This is a genomic window from Lutibacter sp., assembly GCF_030692605.1.
Classification (GTDB): Bacteria; Bacteroidota; Bacteroidia; order Flavobacteriales; family Flavobacteriaceae; genus Lutibacter.
Genome location: NZ_JAUYUD010000058.1, coordinates 1 through 17261, shown reverse-complemented (window position 1 = coordinate 17261; position 17261 = coordinate 1). Strand labels below are relative to the sequence as shown.

Below are 17261 nucleotides of genomic sequence, written 5' to 3'. Positions count from 1 at the left end.
CCCCTTGTTGAAATTTCTCGTCTTTGCGCAATAACGCCTTCAGTTCTTCAGAACTATAGTTTTCTATCTTTAGTGCTACTCTACTCATAACACAAAGATAATAAAAAATAATTTGTAATTACATATTAGACTTTATATAATATGTTTTCTGTTCGAGATTTTAATATCTTTAACTTTTAAAAAATGAGTTTGTGCGCAGACTCCCGTTGGCAGCAAGGCTAACGGACGACAGTGCTAAAAACATAGTACCGACAAAAAACATCCGTTTGACTTGTTGCCGTAAATCGGACAACAATGGCGGTAAAAGCACAGAATAAAAATTTACATTCAGCAAAATCTAATAAGAAAGATGAGTTTTATACTCAACTTTCAGACATCGAAAAGGAGTTAAAACACTACAAAAGTCACTTTAAAGACAAAGTGGTTTTGTGTAATTGTGACGACCCAAGAGTGAGCAACTTCTTTCATTTTTTTTCATACAACTTTGAAAAATTTGGGCTAAAAAAACTAATTGCGACTTGCTACAAAAGCCAAGACGCTGATTTATTTAGCCAAAACAACTCTGAACGTGCCATTTATTTAGAATACGATGGCGATAAAAACGGAGATAATATTCCAAATTCCGAAGAAATTGGAATTAAACATTTACAAGGCGATGGCGATTTCCGTAGCAAAGAATGTATTGAACTTTTAAAGGAAGCCGACATAATTGTTACCAATCCCCCATTTTCATTATTCAGAGAATATGTAGCTCAATTGGTTGAGTACGATAAAAGTTTTGTAATTGTTGGACACCAAAACGCAATCACATACAAAGAAATTTTCAAACTTATCAAAGAGAACAAACTTTGGCTTGGCTTTGGTTTTACAGGTGGTGCAGGACATTTCATAAACACACAATATGAAGATTACGCAACTGCTGGAGACCACAAAGACGGAATGATTAGAGTATCAGGAGTTCATTGGTTTACAAATCTTGACATAAATAAACGACACGAAGATTTAATACTTTATAAAAACTATTCACCTGAAGAGTTTTCAAAGTATGAAAATTTTGACGCAATTAACGTAGACAAAACAAAAGACATTCCTGTAGATTACGAAGGAGCAATGGGCGTTCCAATAACTTTTTTAGACAAATACAATCCTGAACAATTTGAAATTATTGGCTTGGGAATTTATAGCTCTACATGTTAGGGCTATGTACTATGACAGAAGTAAAATATCTAAGAAGAACTTTGACAACCTTTTTTACAGTTTCAATTTTCAGCCAATTCCAATAATTGACAAAGAAATCATAGAAACCAAGTGGGACATTACAAACAAACTAAAAAAGTTAAAAATACCAGCATTGATTGTTTATGGCCGACAAGATGATCAAGGTGAATCTACTTTCTATTTACAAAAAGAAAGTTTAAAATTTAGTGAGACACATGTGATAGAAAAATGTGGGCATTTGATTTTGGAGGAACAGCCAGTAGAATTCTTCAAAATACTTATAGACTACGTCAAACGGACAAAATAACTAGATCATATAAAAATTGTGCAAAGGAAAACTCAGCCTCCAACATCAGCTATAATTCAGAGTAGGTTTTGTACAAGTATAAAAAAATTAATTACATTTAACATTATTTCTCTGCTGACAATTTCTATGGAATTGTCCACAACGAAATCATAACTTAACTGTTACCTAATATGAAGAAAATGACAAATGAAAATATGCTAAAAATAGGAATGGCTCAAATTTCTCCAGTATGGTTAGATAAAGAAAAAACCATTGACAAAATAAAATCATATATTTTTGATGCTGGAGCCAAAAAATGTGACCTTATTGTGTTTGGAGAAGGGTTACTACCTGGTTATCCTTTTTGGCTATCATTAACAAATGGATCTGAATTTAATTCAAAAGTTCAAAAAGAATTACATGCGCATTACATTCGAAATTCAATACAAATTGAGGCTGGAGAGTTAAATGAAATATGTACACTAGCTAAAAAAAATAGTATTGCTATTTACCTAGGAATTATTGAACGAGCTAAAAATAGAGGTGGACACAGTTTATATTGTTCATTAGTATATATCAATTCAAACGGTGAGATTAAATCTGTCCACAGAAAACTGCAACCTACCTATGAAGAACGTTTAACTTGGGCTATTGGAGATGGAAATGGTTTACAAGTTCATAATTTAAAGAATTTTTGTGTTGGTGGTCTAAATTGTTGGGAAAATTGGATGCCATTATCTAGAACTGCTCTTTATGGATTAGGAGAAAATCTACATATTGCGGTATGGCCTGGTTCAGATTACAATACAAATGATATTACCAAATTCATTGCTAAAGAATCCCGATCGTTTGTGGTATCTGTTTCTAGCTTAATGAGTGTTAAAGATTTTCCAACAGATACCCCCCATCTAAAAAAGATTCTAAAAAAAGCACCTAAAGTATTAGCCAATGGTGGATCTTGTATTGCTGGTCCGGATGGAGAATGGATTGTTGCACCAATTATAGAAAAGGAAGATTTAATTATTAGCACTATAGATTTTAACAGAGTGCTTGAAGAACGACAAAACTTTGATCCTGTTGGACATTATTCTCGTCCAGATGTGACGAAACTAACCATTAATAGAGAAAGACAATCAGTTATAAAAGTAATTGGTGATTCTGAGAATGATTTATAAACAAAATGAATAGGTTAGCAATAATTAAAAAAATTACTAAATTCAATAAAATAGGATGTCTATAAAACAAAAAATCACTAAATTTAAATATCGACAATTGCGTTTTCAAAATCCTCACCTTTCCTTACCTTAACTTTTGTTCAACATTTGAAAAAATTATTAACTATAATCTGAGTTTTATAATAATAGAAATTATGATCATAATAATGGCAAAATATGTAATAATACTCTTCGGTATATTTATAATTTTTACCGGATTTCTTATGCTTCTAAAGCCAGAAAAAGCAAGAAAAATATTAAGAAAAGCTGCCAGTACTAATTTTATAAACTATACTGAAATTACAATTCGATTAATTCCTGCAACTGCACTCATTTTATACTCGGATTTATGCAAATTTCCAGAAGCATTTAAATTATTTGGATGGTTTATGCTCGCAACTTCTTTGATACTCTATATTGTTCCCAGAAAATTACACCATAATTATTCAATGAAGAGTGCAGATATACTTAAGCCAATTTATTTAAGATTGATTTCGCCATTTGCATTTTTACTAGGAGGTTTAATAATTTATAATACACTCTAATTTTGAATGGGAGAACCTCATCATAATAAATAAAAAACGTTACGCAACAATTACGAATAAAAATTTCTCAATTCGGTAAATTAGAATGTTTATAAAAAAATATTAAATTTAAACATCGGAAAATTTCGATAAAATATCATAATTTTCAGCTCCCTAAAAACCTGGTAGTAATGTAAGACTAGTAAGAAAATTTATAATTATGAAAAATAAAAGACTTATACTAATTATTTTTACTTCAATAATTCTATTGCTCATACCATTAATAGCGATGCAGTTCTCAGATGAAGTAAATTGGACACTATTCGATTTTATTGTTGGTGGAACTCTATTAATCGGAACTGGTCTTATGTGTGAACTTGTAATGAGAAAGGTAAAAAAAATCAAATTCCGAATCGCTATCTTGGTAACTCTTTTGGCTGGCCTCCTTCTTATATGGGCAGAACTTGCAGTAGGAATCTTTGGGACTCCGTTCAGCGGACAGTAGACCATAAAATATAAATCGGGGAAAAGCAAAAAACCATTTAAATTGAAGATTGATCTTTTTCAATTCTAGAATTCAATACAACCTTCTAAGCAGAATTTGTTGCTCTAAAATAAAATTATGATTCTTGATAGGAATGTTAAAAAAAAACCCTTATAAAGTATCAATTTATAAGGGATATTTTGTTTCTTTTGTTGACCTACTAGGACTCGAACCTAGACTGACGATACCAAAAACCGGAGTGCTACCATTACACCATAGGTCATTTTGAGGTTGCAAATTTAAAGTAAAGTTTTAATACGGCAAATAAATTTATATTTTTTTTTATAATTATTCATTTTAACATCTTTTTAATATTTAATTTGAGCCTTCTACCTTACTAAGTTTCAATATTTAAGTTTAATTTTACTAAATTCGCATCGGTTTAAAATCATACTATGAATTCATTCAATTTTGCTAAATGGAACTCTATTTTAGGTTGGTTTGCATTTGGAATTGCACTATTAACGTACACATTAACACTTGAACCTACAGTTAGCTACTGGGATTGTGGAGAATACATTGCCACCTCTGTAAAATTAGAAGTAGGTCATCCACCTGGAGCTCCTTTATTTCAAATGTTAGGTGCATTTTTTGCAATGTTTACCAATGAGGTTACTCAAATTGCAAAAATGGTAAACTTTATGTCGGCTTTAGCAAGTGCATTTACCATTTTATTTATGTTTTGGACCATTAGTATTATGGCTCAGAAATTGGTGAAAAAAACAGGAGAAATCACAAAAGATGCTGCTTTTGCAATTTTAGGAAGCGCATTGGTTGGCTCTTTAGCCTACACTTTTACTGATAGCTTTTGGTTCAGTGCCGTAGAAGGTGAAGTATACGCTATGTCTTCCTTTTTAATGGCACTTTTATTTTGGTTAGCGTTGCGTTGGGAACAAGTTATGGATAACCCTCAAGGCAACAAATGGTTGCTATTAATAAGTTTTGTTGTTGGTCTTTCATTTGGTGTGCATATATTGTCGTTGTTGGTAATACCAGCCATTGTATTTATTTATGTTTATAAAAAATATGGCGATTTAAACACCAAACAATTTGTAATTGCTAATGTGGTTTCAGCATTAGTTTTAGCTTTTGTTTTTAAATTTTTATTCCCTTTTACTTTAAAATATTTTAGTGCATTAGAATTATTATTTGTCAATTCTTTTGGTTTGCCATTTAATTCAGGAAGTATTTTTGCTGCTATATTGTTATTAATATTGTTTCCAGTTGGCTTAAAATACACCAGAAAAAACAATTTGGTAGGTGCAAATACACTTATTCTTTCCATCCTATTTATCATATTAGGATTTTCATCTTGGATAATGCTTCCAATTAGAGCGAATGCAAATACTACCATTAATGAAAATAATCCGTCAAGTGCGCGCGAATTATTAGCCTATTATAATCGCGAACAATATGGAGATGCCAATGTGTTTTACGACACGTATTATTCATTGATTTACAATAGAGAAGTAGATGAAAACAATCCAACAGTTGATGATAAACCCAAATATGAAAAGGATTTTAAGACAGGCACTTATATTATTGTAAATGATTACAAAAACGCTTCTCCAAATTGGAACAGTAATCATAAAGGCTTTATACCTCGAATGGTAAGTACCGATGCTAATGTTATAAAAAATTACAAATCCATTGCTGGAATACCACAAGCTAGTAAACGGAGACCAACATTTGTTGAAAATATTCGATTTATGATTAATTATCAGTTCGGCTACATGTATGGAAGGTATTTTATGTGGAATTTTGTTGGGCGACAAAACGATGAACAAGGTAATTTAGATAATGTAGATGGTAACTGGTTAAGTGGAATTTCCTTTATTGATGAATTATTTATAGGTTCTCAAACAAATCTTCCTGCTGATGTAAAAAACAATAAGGGAAGAAATACCTACTATTTTTTACCTTTAATTTTAGGAGTTTTAGGACTCTATTATCAGTATAAAAAAGACAAAAACGATTTTTACACTTTATTCTTATTTTTTGCCTTTACAGGCTTGGCCATTATATTTTATACAAATCCCAAACCATTTGAACCACGAGAACGAGATTATGCGGTAGTGGGATCATTCTATATTTTTTCTATTTGGATTGGTTTTGGTGTACTCGCTTTGTTCGATTTACTAAAAAAATACATCAACCCAACATCGGTGGCATTAGGTGTAACCCTATTTTCATTATTAGCAGTTCCAACGCTTATGGCTTCTCAAAATTGGGATGATCACGACCGTTCCAACAGGTATACATCACATTTAAATGCAAAAGCTTATTTAGATTCTTGCGATCCTAATGCAATTTTATTTACTATTGGTGATAATGATACTTTTCCGCTTTGGTATATGCAGGAAGTGGAGAATTATAGAACTGATATGAAACTAATTAATACAAGCTTGTTTCAAACAGATTGGTATATAGACCAGATGAAACGAAAAACATATGACGCCGATCCTATTCCTTCTCAATTAACACATGAAAAGTATAAGTTAGGAACCTTAGATGTAGTTTACTTTTTTCAAGAAATTCAGGATATGAATTTTCCACAGTTTAAAGATTCTATTGTTGATATCGACTTTTTTATGAAATGGATAGAAAGCGATAATCCTATTACCTTTTACGATTTAGATGATGATGGAAGAAAAGAAAAAGTAATTCCTACCAATAAAATTAGATTAAAGGTTGACAAAGAAGCGGTTTTAAAAAATGGGATTGTTGCAAAAAAAGATGCGCATTTAATTGTGCCTTATATAGACATAACAATAGACAACGCTGTTACTAAAAATAGAATTTTAATGCTAGATATATTGGCAAATTTTAAATGGGAAAAACCAATTTATTTTACCGGTGGAGCTCAAGCCGATGAAGAATATATTTGGCTGAAAGACTATTTGCAATTGGAGGGAATGACCTACAAATTTGTTCCAATTTTAACTCCAGATGATGGAAATTTTTTTGAAATGGGTCGTATAAATACAGACATCATGTATAAAAACGTTAAAAAATGGGACTGGAGAAATATTACTGATGATGGAATTTATTTAGATCCTGAAACAAGAAAAAATTCAGTTTCTTACAGAAATAACATGGAACGTTTGGCAGTAGCTTTAATTAGTGAAAATAAATTAAAAAAAGCGGAAGAAATTCTTGATCTTTCCATCGAAAAAATGCCAGTTCATAAATTTGGTCATTACAGCATGTTAATTTCTTATATAGAATTGTATTACACGTTAAATAAAACTGAAAAAGCACGAAAATTAAGCGTTGAATTAAAAAAGATTTTTCAAGATCAATTATTGTATTATAGCCAATTTGATACCACCCAGTTAGAAAATAGCTTTAAAGATTTTGAACGAAACTTTTTAATGTACGATCAAATTATAAAAACTACTGAAAACTATGATACAAAAGCATATTCAAATAAGGAAAAACAAGAATATGTTTCTTATTTAAAAATGTTTGAACATTTTATACAACAAGAATAAAATGAAATCTTATTTTGTAAAAACTCCTCTTTTGTTTAAATATCTTTTCCTGAATTGGAAGTGGAGTTTTTCCAAAAAAGAAAAAGTAATTTATCTAACTTTTGATGACGGGCCTACACCTGTAGTTACTGATTGGGTACTAACAGAACTCGAAAAACACAAGGCAAAAGCAACTTTTTTTTGTATTGGTAAAAATATTTTTACTCATCCAGAAATTTTGGATAAAATAATCGACCATGGTCATTCCATTGGAAATCATACAAATAATCACTTTAATGGTTGGAAAGCAGACTTGCATCAATACTTAGATAATGTTATAGAAGCGAACAAGTTAATTCCAAACAGTCAACCAAAATTATTCAGACCGCCTTATGGAAAATTGACCTTGTTACAATCGACTAGTTTGCGAAAATTTGGGTACAAAATAATAATGTGGGATATTTTAAGTGCCGATTTTGATAACAAAATATCTTCTCAAGTTTGCCTTGAAAATGTAATAAAAAATGTTGAAAATGGAAGTATTATTGTTTTTCATGATAGTATAAAAGCTCAAGAAAAATTACAATATGTGCTCCCAAAAGTTCTAGAATATTACTCAGAATTAGGATTCAAATTTGAGAAAATAATAGGTTAAAATTAGTTTAAATACAACTAAACATACTGTTGTACCAAAGAAATAAGTGTGTTAGCATCTTGATTGCCAGATTGCCTCCATTTCATTTCGCCTTCTTTATAAATTATAAAAGTAGGGTTCCCCTTTATACGTAACGCATTCGCAAGGGTTTCATTTTTATCTATGTCAATTTTTATAACTTTTGCTTTATCTCCTAAAGCTGCCGCTACATCTCTTAAAATGTTATGTGCAACATCAGAATTCTCATCCCAATCGGCATAAAAATCGATTAAAACAGGGATTCCAGAACTAATTAACTCTCCAAATTTTGCCATAATAAAAGGTGTTGAAACTTGGTAAAAAGGTTTTGACTTATAGTTGTTTAATACAAATGTAATCTTTTAATTTGAAAAATTATAACCTACTTTTTTTTCAAGGTTATAACAGTTATTTCTGGCCAAATGCCAACACGGCCAGGAAATGCCAAAAAACCAAATCCTCTATTTACATTTATATATCTTTCAAATTCTTTATAGACTCCTGCCCAATGTTTATAGACATATTGAACCGGACTCCATTTAAAACATGGAATTTCAATACCAAACTGCATTCCGTGAGTATGACCACTTAAAGTTAGTTGGTAGTTGTTTAAATGGTTTTTAACTTCGTTTTCCCAGTGAGAAGGATCGTGGCTTAGTAATATTTTAAAATCTTCATTTAAAACGTTGGAAGAAGCCAAACTTAAATCTCCAGCTTTTTTAAAACGTGTTCCCCAATTTTCTACACCCAATATAGCAATTTTTTCACTTCCTTTTTCAATGTAAATACTGTCATTTAACAATAAGTTGAAACCAATTTTAGGATGAATATCTTTAATATCTTGAAAATTTTTATCTTTCTCTTCTTTAGTTTTCCAACGAACGTACTCTCCATAATCATGATTTCCTAACACCGAAAATTTTCCTAAGGGAGCTTTTAGAGATTTAAAATGTGAAATCCAAGGATCCATTTCAGCAGCAGTGTTATTTACTAAATCGCCGGTAAATAAAATCACATCAGACTCCTGTTCATTAATTAAATCAATACCATATGCTATTTTTTCTTCATTATCAAAACTACCACTGTGAATATCAGAAATGTGGGTTATTTTAAATCCGTCAAAAGAAGTTGGTAAATCGTCAAAAAATAAGGTATGTTCAACTACTTGAAAATTATATTTTCCTCTACTCATTCCATACAAAATAGATGCAAAAGGGATTGCAGCTAATCCTAAAGCAAGTTTGCTCACAAAAGCTCTACGATCTGGTAAAAATGTATTAACAGAAGAAGATGAAAAATAATTAAAAATTCCTTTAAGAACTCTAAATATGTCTTCGCTGAATAAAACTCCAATTGCACTAATTTTTGGAATTATAGATAAAATTAACAACCCAAAGGCAAACATAACAGATTGTGTAAGCCCTTTGGAATTATTAAAAGTTAAAAGTTTATAAATTACATTTCCTAAAACTGCTATAGAAAGCAACCAATAAATTACAACTACTATTTTGTTTTTTGTGACTGTTTTTACACTTTGAAACGCATAAAAATCAATTACGAGTACAATTACTAAAAAAATAATCCATCGTATCATAAAACAAAACTAAAATTATTTTATGAGTATCAAATTATAGAAGAAGAAATTAAGAGGTATTTAACAAAGTTGCAAGGTTTTCAATTCCTAATAAAAAATTATTTTAATTAAATTTAAGCATTTAAAAGATTGCCATTTTAAAATTATCTTATCTGTAAGTACATATTATTTGCCGTAATATTTGTGCTATTAGTATAATTTGTTACAAATACTTCAATATAATCATTAGATGCTAATTCTATCGTTCCAGAGATTGGAACTGTAATATATCCTGGAGTTTGACCACCACCAAATTCATACAAAACACGAGTTGAAGTTAGTATAGTTCCATTTTTAGCTATGTAAATAATCCCCAGGGCAAGCCCACGGGGCATTATTATTAAAGTGAAACATTGTGGCGCTTATGGCTGTGAATACTTGAGCTCAAGCTCAAAGATTACTATTTTTTTCGTACGAGGCAAGCCTCGAGGTATTAAACCCGATAGAGAATAAACCGCCCATAATTTTAAATGAACCACTAGTTGAAACTGGTGAAGACCAATAATTATATCCAAAAGTATTTGAAATACCCTGTTGATCTCTCAATAATTTTCCTGTTCCAGTATTAGGTACGTTATTTGTTTGAATTAATTGAGATTCACCATTTAATCTTAAATCACCGCTTGTTAAATTAATAGCATTAACAACATTTAATGCATAATTATCAGCAACTGAAACACCTTTATTAGCGGCATTGGTTAAATTAATTTCGAGGTTATAAAAATTTATAGAAGAAGTGGAACCTTTAATTTATTGAATCGAATTTATAGCACTGTTAAAACGTGTAATTCCAGCTGCCGCCGTTGTTAAGCCGTTATTAATAAAGTTGCTATTTAAATTTAAATCACCCTCGTTGTTATGAATACCACTATTTTTATTTGTATATTCATCGCCAAAATAAACGAATGTTGAGGGCATTATTTTTATAATACCTTCGTTTACTATTTGTGAAAAAAGTGGGGAAACACAAACAAAAAACAAACACACTAGAAGAGTATTTTTTTTGTTTCATTGCTGAACTATTTAATTTGCTGAGATCAAAGACACAACAAAAACAATAATAACTATATAATTTACGTGTTTTTTATAATAAATAGTAAATTTTAACATATAAACGGTAATTCATCTAAAAAACATGGTTCAAAAACGACTTTTTCTACTCGATGCCTATGCTCTAATCTTCCGTGGGTATTACGCCCTAATTAAAAATCCGAGGATAAATTCAAAAGGAATGGACACTTCTGCAATTTTAGGATTTACAAATTCATTGCTTGACGTTATCAAAAGAGAAAAGCCGGATCATTTGGCCGTTGCATTTGACAAAGGAGGTTCAGTACTGCGTTCTGAGGCTTTTCCTGAATATAAATCAAACCGTCTTGAAACACCAGAGGCAATTAAAATTGCGGTTCCTTATATAAAACAATTATTGAAAGCGATGCATATTCCTATTATGGAAAAAGAAGGATTTGAAGCTGATGATTTAATTGGAACCTTAGCAAAACAGGCTGAAAAGGAAGGATATAAAACTTTTATGGTAACACCCGATAAAGATTTTGCTCAACTAGTATCCGAAAATATTTTTATGTACAAACCCTCTCGAATGGGTAATGGAATCGAAATATGGGGAATTCCAGAAGTACAAGAAAGATTTGAAGTAGAAACTCCAGAACAAGTAATTGACTTATTAGGAATGATGGGTGACGCAGTCGATAATATTCCTGGATTACCTGGTGTTGGCGAAAAAACAGCCAAAAAATTTATTAAAGAGTATGGCAGTATGGAAAATCTTTTGGCGAATACGCACGATCTAAAAGGCAAAATGAAAGAAAAGATTGAAGAAAACAAAGAATTAGGAATTTTATCTAAAAAACTCGCCACTATATTATTAGATTGCCCAGTAACTTTTAACGAAAAGGATTTTGAACTTAACACCCCTGATTACCAGAAAGTAAGTGAACTTTTTCAAGAATTAGAATTTAGAAGAACTGCAGATACATTTGCTAAAATATTTGAGGGGACAACAAGTGCATCAACATCAAATTCTGATACCACAGTGCCAACTAACCCTTCCGTTTCAAATTTTAATGAAGCAACGCAATTCGATTTATTTGCAACACAATCGGAACAACAACCACAGATAAGTTATGGCTTTCAAACCGTTGAAACTACCAATCAACTATATCAAAGTGTAAATACGCCTTTTGCTCGCAAGTTATTATTGCAAAAATTAATTACTCAAAAAAGCGTGAGCATTCATTTTGAAACAGAAGAAATTACTCGTTTTGAAACTAATTTGTTAGGAATCTCATTTTCATATGAACAAGGGAAAGGATACTTTTTGATTTTAAATGAAACTGAAATACAAACTATTTTATCCGAGTTTAAATCGTTTTTTGAAAATGAAACCATTGAAAAAATTGGTTATGATTTAAAATCATGTATCAAAATTTTAAAAACATACCAAATTGCATTGCTAGGTTCTATTTTTGATGTTCAAATTGCACATTATTTATTGCATCCAGATATGCGACATGATTTATCTGTTCTATCTGAAAATTACCTCAACTATCAACCAAAAAATATTACAGATTTACTAGGTAGAAAAGGGAAAAATCAATTACAATTTACTGATGTAGATTTAAAAACAATAACAAATTATAGTGTTGAAACTTCCGATATTTTATTTCAATTAAAACAAAAACTGATTTTAGATTTAAAAGAATTTAATGTTTTTGATCTCTTTTTTACCATTGAAATGCCATTGCTACAGGTTTTAGCAACTATGGAAAATGAAGGGATTAGACTGGACAAAGATTTTTTAAATTCGCTTTCTACTAATCTAACCGAAGATATAAATGCATTAGAAACTCAAATTTATACTGAAGCTGGATTAACATTTAACATAGCCTCACCTAAACAATTGGGAGATGTTTTATTTGAACATTTAAATTTAGGCTCAAAGCCAAAAAAAACAAAAACGGGTCAGTATGCCACTGGTGAAGAAATTCTATCAAAACTTGTTGCCGATAATCCAATAGTTCAACTAATTTTAGATTGGAGAGGTTTGGTTAAACTAAAAAATACCTATGTTGATGCGTTACCAAATGAGGTGAATCCAACAACAGGAAGAATTCATACTACTTTTAGTCAAGCCGTTGCCGCAACAGGTAGGTTGAGTTCTAACAATCCAAATCTTCAAAACATACCAATTAGAACCAAAAGAGGAAGGCAAGTTAGAAAGGCATTTATTCCAAAGAATGATGAATTTACATTGGTTGCTGCCGATTATTCTCAAATAGAACTTCGCATTATTGCTGCTTTAAGTGAAGATGAAAGTATGATTACTTCATTTAAAAATAAGGAAGATATTCATGCAGCCACCGCAGCTAAAGTTTTCGGAATTCCTCTGGCGGAAGTTTCACGCTCACAACGTGGCGACGCAAAGGCAGTAAATTTTGGTATTATTTATGGACAAGGTGCATATACATTGGCACAACAACTAAATAAATCTAATAAAGAAGCTAAAGAATTAATTGATAATTACTACAAATCCTTTCCAAAATTAAAACAATATATTGCAAGTCAAGTCGATTTTGCCCGTGATAAAGGCTATGTTGAAACTATTTTAGGAAGACGTCGATATTTAAAAAACATTAATTCTCATAATGCTATTGTACGCTCTGCAGATGAGCGAAATGCAGTAAATGCACCCATTCAAGGAAGTGCAGCCGATATTATTAAAATTGCAATGATCAATATTCAGAATCTATTAACCTTAGGTAATTACAAGTCCAAAATGCTTTTACAAGTACATGATGAGCTTGTTTTTGATATGCATTATTCAGAAAAAGAATTATTGCTGCCACTTCTTAAAAAAGAAATGGAACATGCTTTTACGCTTTCTGTTCCTTTAACGGTAGATTTCGGAGAGGGATCAAACTGGTTAGAAGCGCATTAAATCCAATTGGAAATTAACAATTAAATATCTATCTTGGACCAAATGACTTCATAAAATTGACATTAAAAAAGTGTCTTTAAAACATAAAACGATAGGTTGCTTTTAGTAAAAATGTATTTTTTGGTCGTTTTTTAAATATCCCCGATTCTATACTATTGGTTAAAGATTCTTTGGTATCTGCAAATCCAGTTACTCCTTGAGACCAAACAAAATATAACTCAGAACCAGAAATATATTCCCATCTAAGCACTAAATTAGACTTAAACTGAACAAACGAAAAATCGGGATCTGAAAACTGATAATCAGTAGTGTTGTTTCTATCTTCATCAATACTATATATAGATCCGTTTTTTGAAATCTGATTTTCTGCGAACCAAGTGACTCTTTCATTTAAATTTTTAGCAGTTGCATTGGATACAAAATTAAAATTGGTATACCTGCCTCTTGCAATAAATGGCTGTCCATAATATTGAATAGATAAATTTGGATTAATACTGTAATTTAAACGCAAAGATGTGCTCCAGGTTTGATTATTAATTTCTCCTAAAATATAACGATTAACCGTTCCAAAGGCTTTTTGAGAAACATACTGAGTTTTATTTGGGTTGTTTTCAAACTCACTATTTAAAGAAACGCTCAAGGCGTCTATTGGTTGATAATTTAAGCGCAAAACATATCTATAAAATGAAAAATTATCTTGCTTTGCAGCACTTTGAATATAACCCAAAGTGAAATTAAGTTTTTTACGCTGGTCTGAACCAAAAAATAAAAACTGATAGTTTTCTTCCGAATACCGCCAACGTGGTCCACCTCTTAAAAAACTATTTATAAAAATTCTTGGCTTATGTGCTAACCCAACTTCAGTCCACCAATTGTTTTTCCAACTAATATTTCCCTGAAAATCATATTGGGTTCTATTAAAATTTCCATCAAAATCATATGTTGTAAACTGACTCAAATTAATTTGAATATTTCTATATATTTTTGTTGGTTTCAAAAATAAATACATCAAATTAGCATATTGCCTTACTTCGTCGGCCTGTCTTAAAAAACCAATGTCATTCAATTCTAATTCAGGAGAACGCCAAATAAAACCAGTTTTATATCTAAAGTTTCCACCACCTTCTTTTCCAATTTCAAATTCACCTCCTGTTCCAGCTAAGGAAGTTTTATCTATATCAACCGATACATGTCCTGCATCTACCCTTTGAAATAAATGTGTTAAAGATTGTTGTGTTAAAGTAATGGCTTCCTTACTTCCTTTAACATAACTAGCCACCATTTTCCCCTTTAAAAAATAGTTTCTATTCTTCCAATTATGCCTAAAATCGATTCCCCCTGTATATGCATCATCTCTTAAATATGATAAGTTCTCGTTTAAAGTTCTGTTTGTAGAGGTAAACATAGCACCTAAAAAGGAATTGTTTTTGTTAAAATCTTTTTGAACTCTGGCTACTAAATAATTTGTTAAAGGCTCCACCATCTCTTCTCTTCTTTCGCCCTGATTGTCAATTTCGGCATACATATTATTGGCTACACTTTCCAATAATCCTAGAGACTATCCATTTTTTGTTTTTCCAGAAAATTTAGCAGCACCTAAGATGGTAGTGTTATTTGGTAAATCAACATATTCTCCCAAATTAACGTTAGGGTATCCTTGTGGAGCGCGCCCTATTCTTCTGCTATAGAATACATTGTCTGCACTATTTGTAAAGCTGTAATTAAAAATATTTTTATTTTCAACAAAAAATGGGCGTTGTTCTTCAAAAAATATTTGAAATCCATCTAATGAAATTGCTGCAGGATCAGCCTCAACTTGTCCAAAATCTGGATTAATAGTAAAATCCAAGGTTAAATTATTAGTGATTCCAATTTTACCATCTACACCACCTGTTAAATTGCTCGATTTTCCAGTTGCAAAAGGATTGCCTACCTCTTTTTCAAAACTATCGGTTTGACCAACGATATAAGGTTGAATTTCAATTTGCTTTTGAGGTTTTATGTTTTTAATACCATGTAATTCGCCCAAATTACTAACCCAGCCCGACAATTCTCGAGGCACCCTTTGCCAAATAGAACGCTCTTCTAATCTAAAATCTCGCCGTTGTACTTGAAATCCCCAAACCTGATCTTTCTTTTCACTAAATCTTAATTGAGTAAGTGGAATTTTCAACTCTGCAGTCCAACCTTCATTATCAATTTGCGTTTTTGCAAACCAAATTGGATTCCAACTAGAATCCCAATTATTTCCGTTTTCTGAAACAAACTCATCTCCTTTTACGCCAGCTACAGAAATTGTAAAAGAAAATGCAGTACGTAAATCTAAATAACTATCTATATTTATTTCAAGCCAATCTCCTGTAAAGCCATCTCTTCGCGCCAGCCTGCTAACTATTTTACTAGGGTCCGTATCATAACAACGCGCTGCGATATACAAATTCTTATCATCGTATAACACTTTAAATTTTGTTTGTTGCGTTGGCTGTTTCCCTTCATCTGGTTGCCATTGGGTAAAATCACCACTCCAAGCTACTCCATCCCAAACCTTATCATTAATTATACCATCGATTTCTGGTGGAACGGTTGTTAAATTAGTTTGGTAGATTCGTTTTTCAACTTCAGAAGGTTTATTTTGAGCTACTATAGACATTAGAAAAAATAATAAAAGAACACTTATTAACCTAGCGGTAATATATTCATAAAAAAGTTGTATATTTGTCCTATGGAAAAAGAAGATTTTAGGACAGTTGATGATACGATTAGAAGTTCGTATCGAAAAAAGGCAATTGCCTTAATAAAGAAAGGCGTAAAAAAAGGAGAGGTTGCAGATTTGTTTGGCGTAAATAAAAATACCGTTTCCAATTGGTGGAAAAATTACGAAACAAGTGGTAATTCTGGTTATAAATCAAAGAAAAAGGGAGTAAAATCAGAGGATAAAAAACTTTTGAGTATTGCCAATGAAAAAGCCATTCAATTGATGATAATTGACAAAATGCCAGACCAATTAAAACTGGATTATGGATTATGGACTCGTAAAGCAGTTAAAGAATTGGTTGAGAGAGAGTTTGGTGTTGTTTTAGCCATAAATACAATGGGTGATTACTTGCGGAAATGGGGTTTTACACCACAGAAACCAAAGAAAAAAGCCTATGAGCAATGTCCAAAAAAAGTGCAAAAATGGTTAGACGAAGAATACCCTGCAATTCAAAAAAGAGCAAAATTGGAAGATGCAGAAATTCAATGGGCAGATGAAACTGGAGTTAGAAACAACTGTCAGCACGGGCGTTCTTATGCTCCAAAAGGAAAAACACCAACCAAGATGAGTATGTCAAAAAGGTTTTCAGTTAATATGATTTCAAGCCTTACAAATCAAGGAAAAGTGCAATTTATGATCTATACAGAGAATATGAATTCAGACAGATTAATACTGTTTTTAAAGCAGTTGACAAAAGATAGTCCGAAAAAAATATTTCTTGTTTTGGATAATTTGAGGGTTCATCACAGCAAAATTGTGCAACAATGGGTTAAAGAAAATCAAGAAAAAATAGAACTTTTTTTCCTGCCTGCATATTCACCAGAAAAAAATCCTGATGAATACCTGAATTGTGATTTAAAGCAAGGTTTATCAAATAAACCAGCTCCGAAAAACCATGAAAAACTTAAAGAAAATTTAGAAAACCATATGCAAATGTTAGTTCAAAATCCAGATAGAGTTCAAAAATATTTCAATCATAAAGA

The 17261-nt window shown here is 31.2% G+C and carries 13 protein-coding genes, 1 tRNA gene and 1 pseudogene; 9 read left to right on the top strand and 6 right to left on the bottom strand.

Annotation, left to right across the window (positions count from 1 at the left end; translation table 11 throughout):
* Positions 1–294 precede the first annotated feature (294 nt).
* The 5 genes from Q8S45_RS05505 to Q8S45_RS05485 all read left to right on the top strand — a co-directional run bounded on the left by Q8S45_RS05505 (position 295) and on the right by Q8S45_RS05485 (position 3747).
* On the top strand, positions 295–1197 hold the full coding sequence (locus tag Q8S45_RS05505; RefSeq protein ID WP_305602006.1) for an adenine-specific methyltransferase EcoRI family protein: 903 nt from the start codon (positions 295–297) through the stop codon (positions 1195–1197).
* Between the two features lie 4 nt (positions 1198–1201).
* Positions 1202–1525, top strand: a complete 324-nt coding sequence (locus Q8S45_RS05500; RefSeq protein ID WP_305602004.1) for an alpha/beta fold hydrolase — start codon at positions 1202–1204, stop codon at positions 1523–1525.
* 179 nt (positions 1526–1704) lie between these two features.
* Complete coding sequence (locus Q8S45_RS05495; protein ID WP_305602008.1) at positions 1705–2679, top strand: carbon-nitrogen hydrolase family protein; 975 nt, start codon at positions 1705–1707, stop codon at positions 2677–2679.
* A 206-nt stretch (positions 2680–2885) separates the two neighbouring features.
* A complete protein-coding gene (locus Q8S45_RS05490; RefSeq protein WP_305602002.1) occupies positions 2886–3263 on the top strand; it encodes a hypothetical protein in 378 nt (125 codons plus the stop codon).
* A gap of 199 nt (positions 3264–3462) precedes the next feature.
* Positions 3463–3747, top strand: a complete 285-nt coding sequence (locus tag Q8S45_RS05485; RefSeq protein ID WP_305602000.1) for a hypothetical protein — start codon at positions 3463–3465, stop codon at positions 3745–3747.
* A 191-nt stretch (positions 3748–3938) separates the two neighbouring features.
* Here the strand turns inward: Q8S45_RS05485 and Q8S45_RS05480 are convergent.
* Positions 3939–4009 (bottom strand) — tRNA-Gln (locus Q8S45_RS05480).
* A 172-nt stretch (positions 4010–4181) separates the two neighbouring features.
* Here Q8S45_RS05480 and Q8S45_RS05475 point away from each other — a divergent pair.
* Both Q8S45_RS05475 and Q8S45_RS05470 read left to right on the top strand, forming a co-directional pair.
* Positions 4182–7280 carry a DUF2723 domain-containing protein gene (locus Q8S45_RS05475; RefSeq protein ID WP_305601997.1) on the top strand — a complete coding sequence of 1033 codons (3099 nt, stop codon included), beginning with the start codon at positions 4182–4184 and terminating at the stop codon, positions 7278–7280.
* A 1-nt stretch (position 7281) separates the two neighbouring features.
* Positions 7282–7914, top strand: a complete 633-nt coding sequence (locus tag Q8S45_RS05470) for a polysaccharide deacetylase family protein (RefSeq protein ID WP_305601994.1) — start codon at positions 7282–7284, stop codon at positions 7912–7914.
* Positions 7915–7931: 17 nt separating this feature from the next.
* On the opposite strand, the gene Q8S45_RS05465 is transcribed toward Q8S45_RS05470, so the two are convergent.
* The 4 genes from Q8S45_RS05465 to Q8S45_RS05450 all read right to left on the bottom strand — a co-directional run bounded on the left by Q8S45_RS05465 (position 7932) and on the right by Q8S45_RS05450 (position 10483).
* Positions 7932–8228, bottom strand: coding sequence for a co-chaperone YbbN (locus Q8S45_RS05465; RefSeq protein WP_305601991.1), 297 nt, complete (start codon positions 8226–8228; stop codon positions 7932–7934).
* Positions 8229–8314: 86 nt separating this feature from the next.
* The gene (locus tag Q8S45_RS05460; protein WP_305601988.1) at positions 8315–9526 is read right to left on the bottom strand and encodes a metallophosphoesterase; all 1212 of its coding nucleotides are present in this window, start codon (positions 9524–9526) and stop codon (positions 8315–8317) included.
* A 143-nt stretch (positions 9527–9669) separates the two neighbouring features.
* Positions 9670–9900: a hypothetical protein gene (locus tag Q8S45_RS05455; RefSeq protein WP_305601985.1), complete on the bottom strand. Its 231-nt coding sequence runs from the start codon at positions 9898–9900 to the stop codon at positions 9670–9672.
* 415 nt (positions 9901–10315) lie between these two features.
* Positions 10316–10483: a hypothetical protein gene (locus Q8S45_RS05450; protein WP_305601983.1), complete on the bottom strand. Its 168-nt coding sequence runs from the start codon at positions 10481–10483 to the stop codon at positions 10316–10318.
* A 217-nt stretch (positions 10484–10700) separates the two neighbouring features.
* Between Q8S45_RS05450 and polA the strand changes: the two genes are divergently transcribed.
* On the top strand, positions 10701–13523 hold the full coding sequence (gene polA / locus Q8S45_RS05445) for a DNA polymerase I (RefSeq protein ID WP_305601980.1): 2823 nt from the start codon (positions 10701–10703) through the stop codon (positions 13521–13523).
* Positions 13524–13599: 76 nt separating this feature from the next.
* On the opposite strand, the pseudogene Q8S45_RS05440 reads toward polA, so the two are convergent.
* A pseudogene (locus Q8S45_RS05440) lies at positions 13600–16173 on the bottom strand (DUF5916 domain-containing protein).
* A gap of 72 nt (positions 16174–16245) precedes the next feature.
* On the opposite strand from Q8S45_RS05440, the gene Q8S45_RS05435 reads away from it, so the two are divergent.
* On the top strand, positions 16246–17261 hold a 1016-nt coding region (locus tag Q8S45_RS05435), incomplete at its 3' end, for an IS630 family transposase (RefSeq protein ID WP_305601977.1).

Excerpts from the sequence above, each read along its gene's own strand:
- polA (WP_305601980.1), top strand. The coding sequence starts at position 10,701 with ATGGTTCAAAAACGACTTTTTCTACTCGATGCCTATGCTCTAATCTTC.
- Q8S45_RS05475 (WP_305601997.1), top strand. The coding sequence starts at position 4,182 with ATGAATTCATTCAATTTTGCTAAATGGAACTCTATTTTAGGTTGGTTT.
- Q8S45_RS05450 (WP_305601983.1), bottom strand. The coding sequence starts at position 10,483 with ATGCCCTCAACATTCGTTTATTTTGGCGATGAATATACAAATAAAAAT.
- Q8S45_RS05485 (WP_305602000.1), top strand. The coding sequence starts at position 3,463 with ATGAAAAATAAAAGACTTATACTAATTATTTTTACTTCAATAATTCTA.
- Q8S45_RS05465 (WP_305601991.1), bottom strand. The coding sequence starts at position 8,228 with ATGGCAAAATTTGGAGAGTTAATTAGTTCTGGAATCCCTGTTTTAATC.
- Q8S45_RS05495 (WP_305602008.1), top strand. The coding sequence starts at position 1,705 with ATGACAAATGAAAATATGCTAAAAATAGGAATGGCTCAAATTTCTCCA.
- Q8S45_RS05490 (WP_305602002.1), top strand. The coding sequence starts at position 2,886 with ATGGCAAAATATGTAATAATACTCTTCGGTATATTTATAATTTTTACC.
- Q8S45_RS05470 (WP_305601994.1), top strand. The coding sequence starts at position 7,282 with ATGAAATCTTATTTTGTAAAAACTCCTCTTTTGTTTAAATATCTTTTC.
- Q8S45_RS05455 (WP_305601985.1), bottom strand. The coding sequence starts at position 9,900 with ATGCCCCGTGGGCTTGCCCTGGGGATTATTTACATAGCTAAAAATGGA.
- Q8S45_RS05500 (WP_305602004.1), top strand. The coding sequence starts at position 1,202 with ATGTACTATGACAGAAGTAAAATATCTAAGAAGAACTTTGACAACCTT.
- Q8S45_RS05460 (WP_305601988.1), bottom strand. The coding sequence starts at position 9,526 with ATGATACGATGGATTATTTTTTTAGTAATTGTACTCGTAATTGATTTT.
- Q8S45_RS05505 (WP_305602006.1), top strand. The coding sequence starts at position 295 with ATGGCGGTAAAAGCACAGAATAAAAATTTACATTCAGCAAAATCTAAT.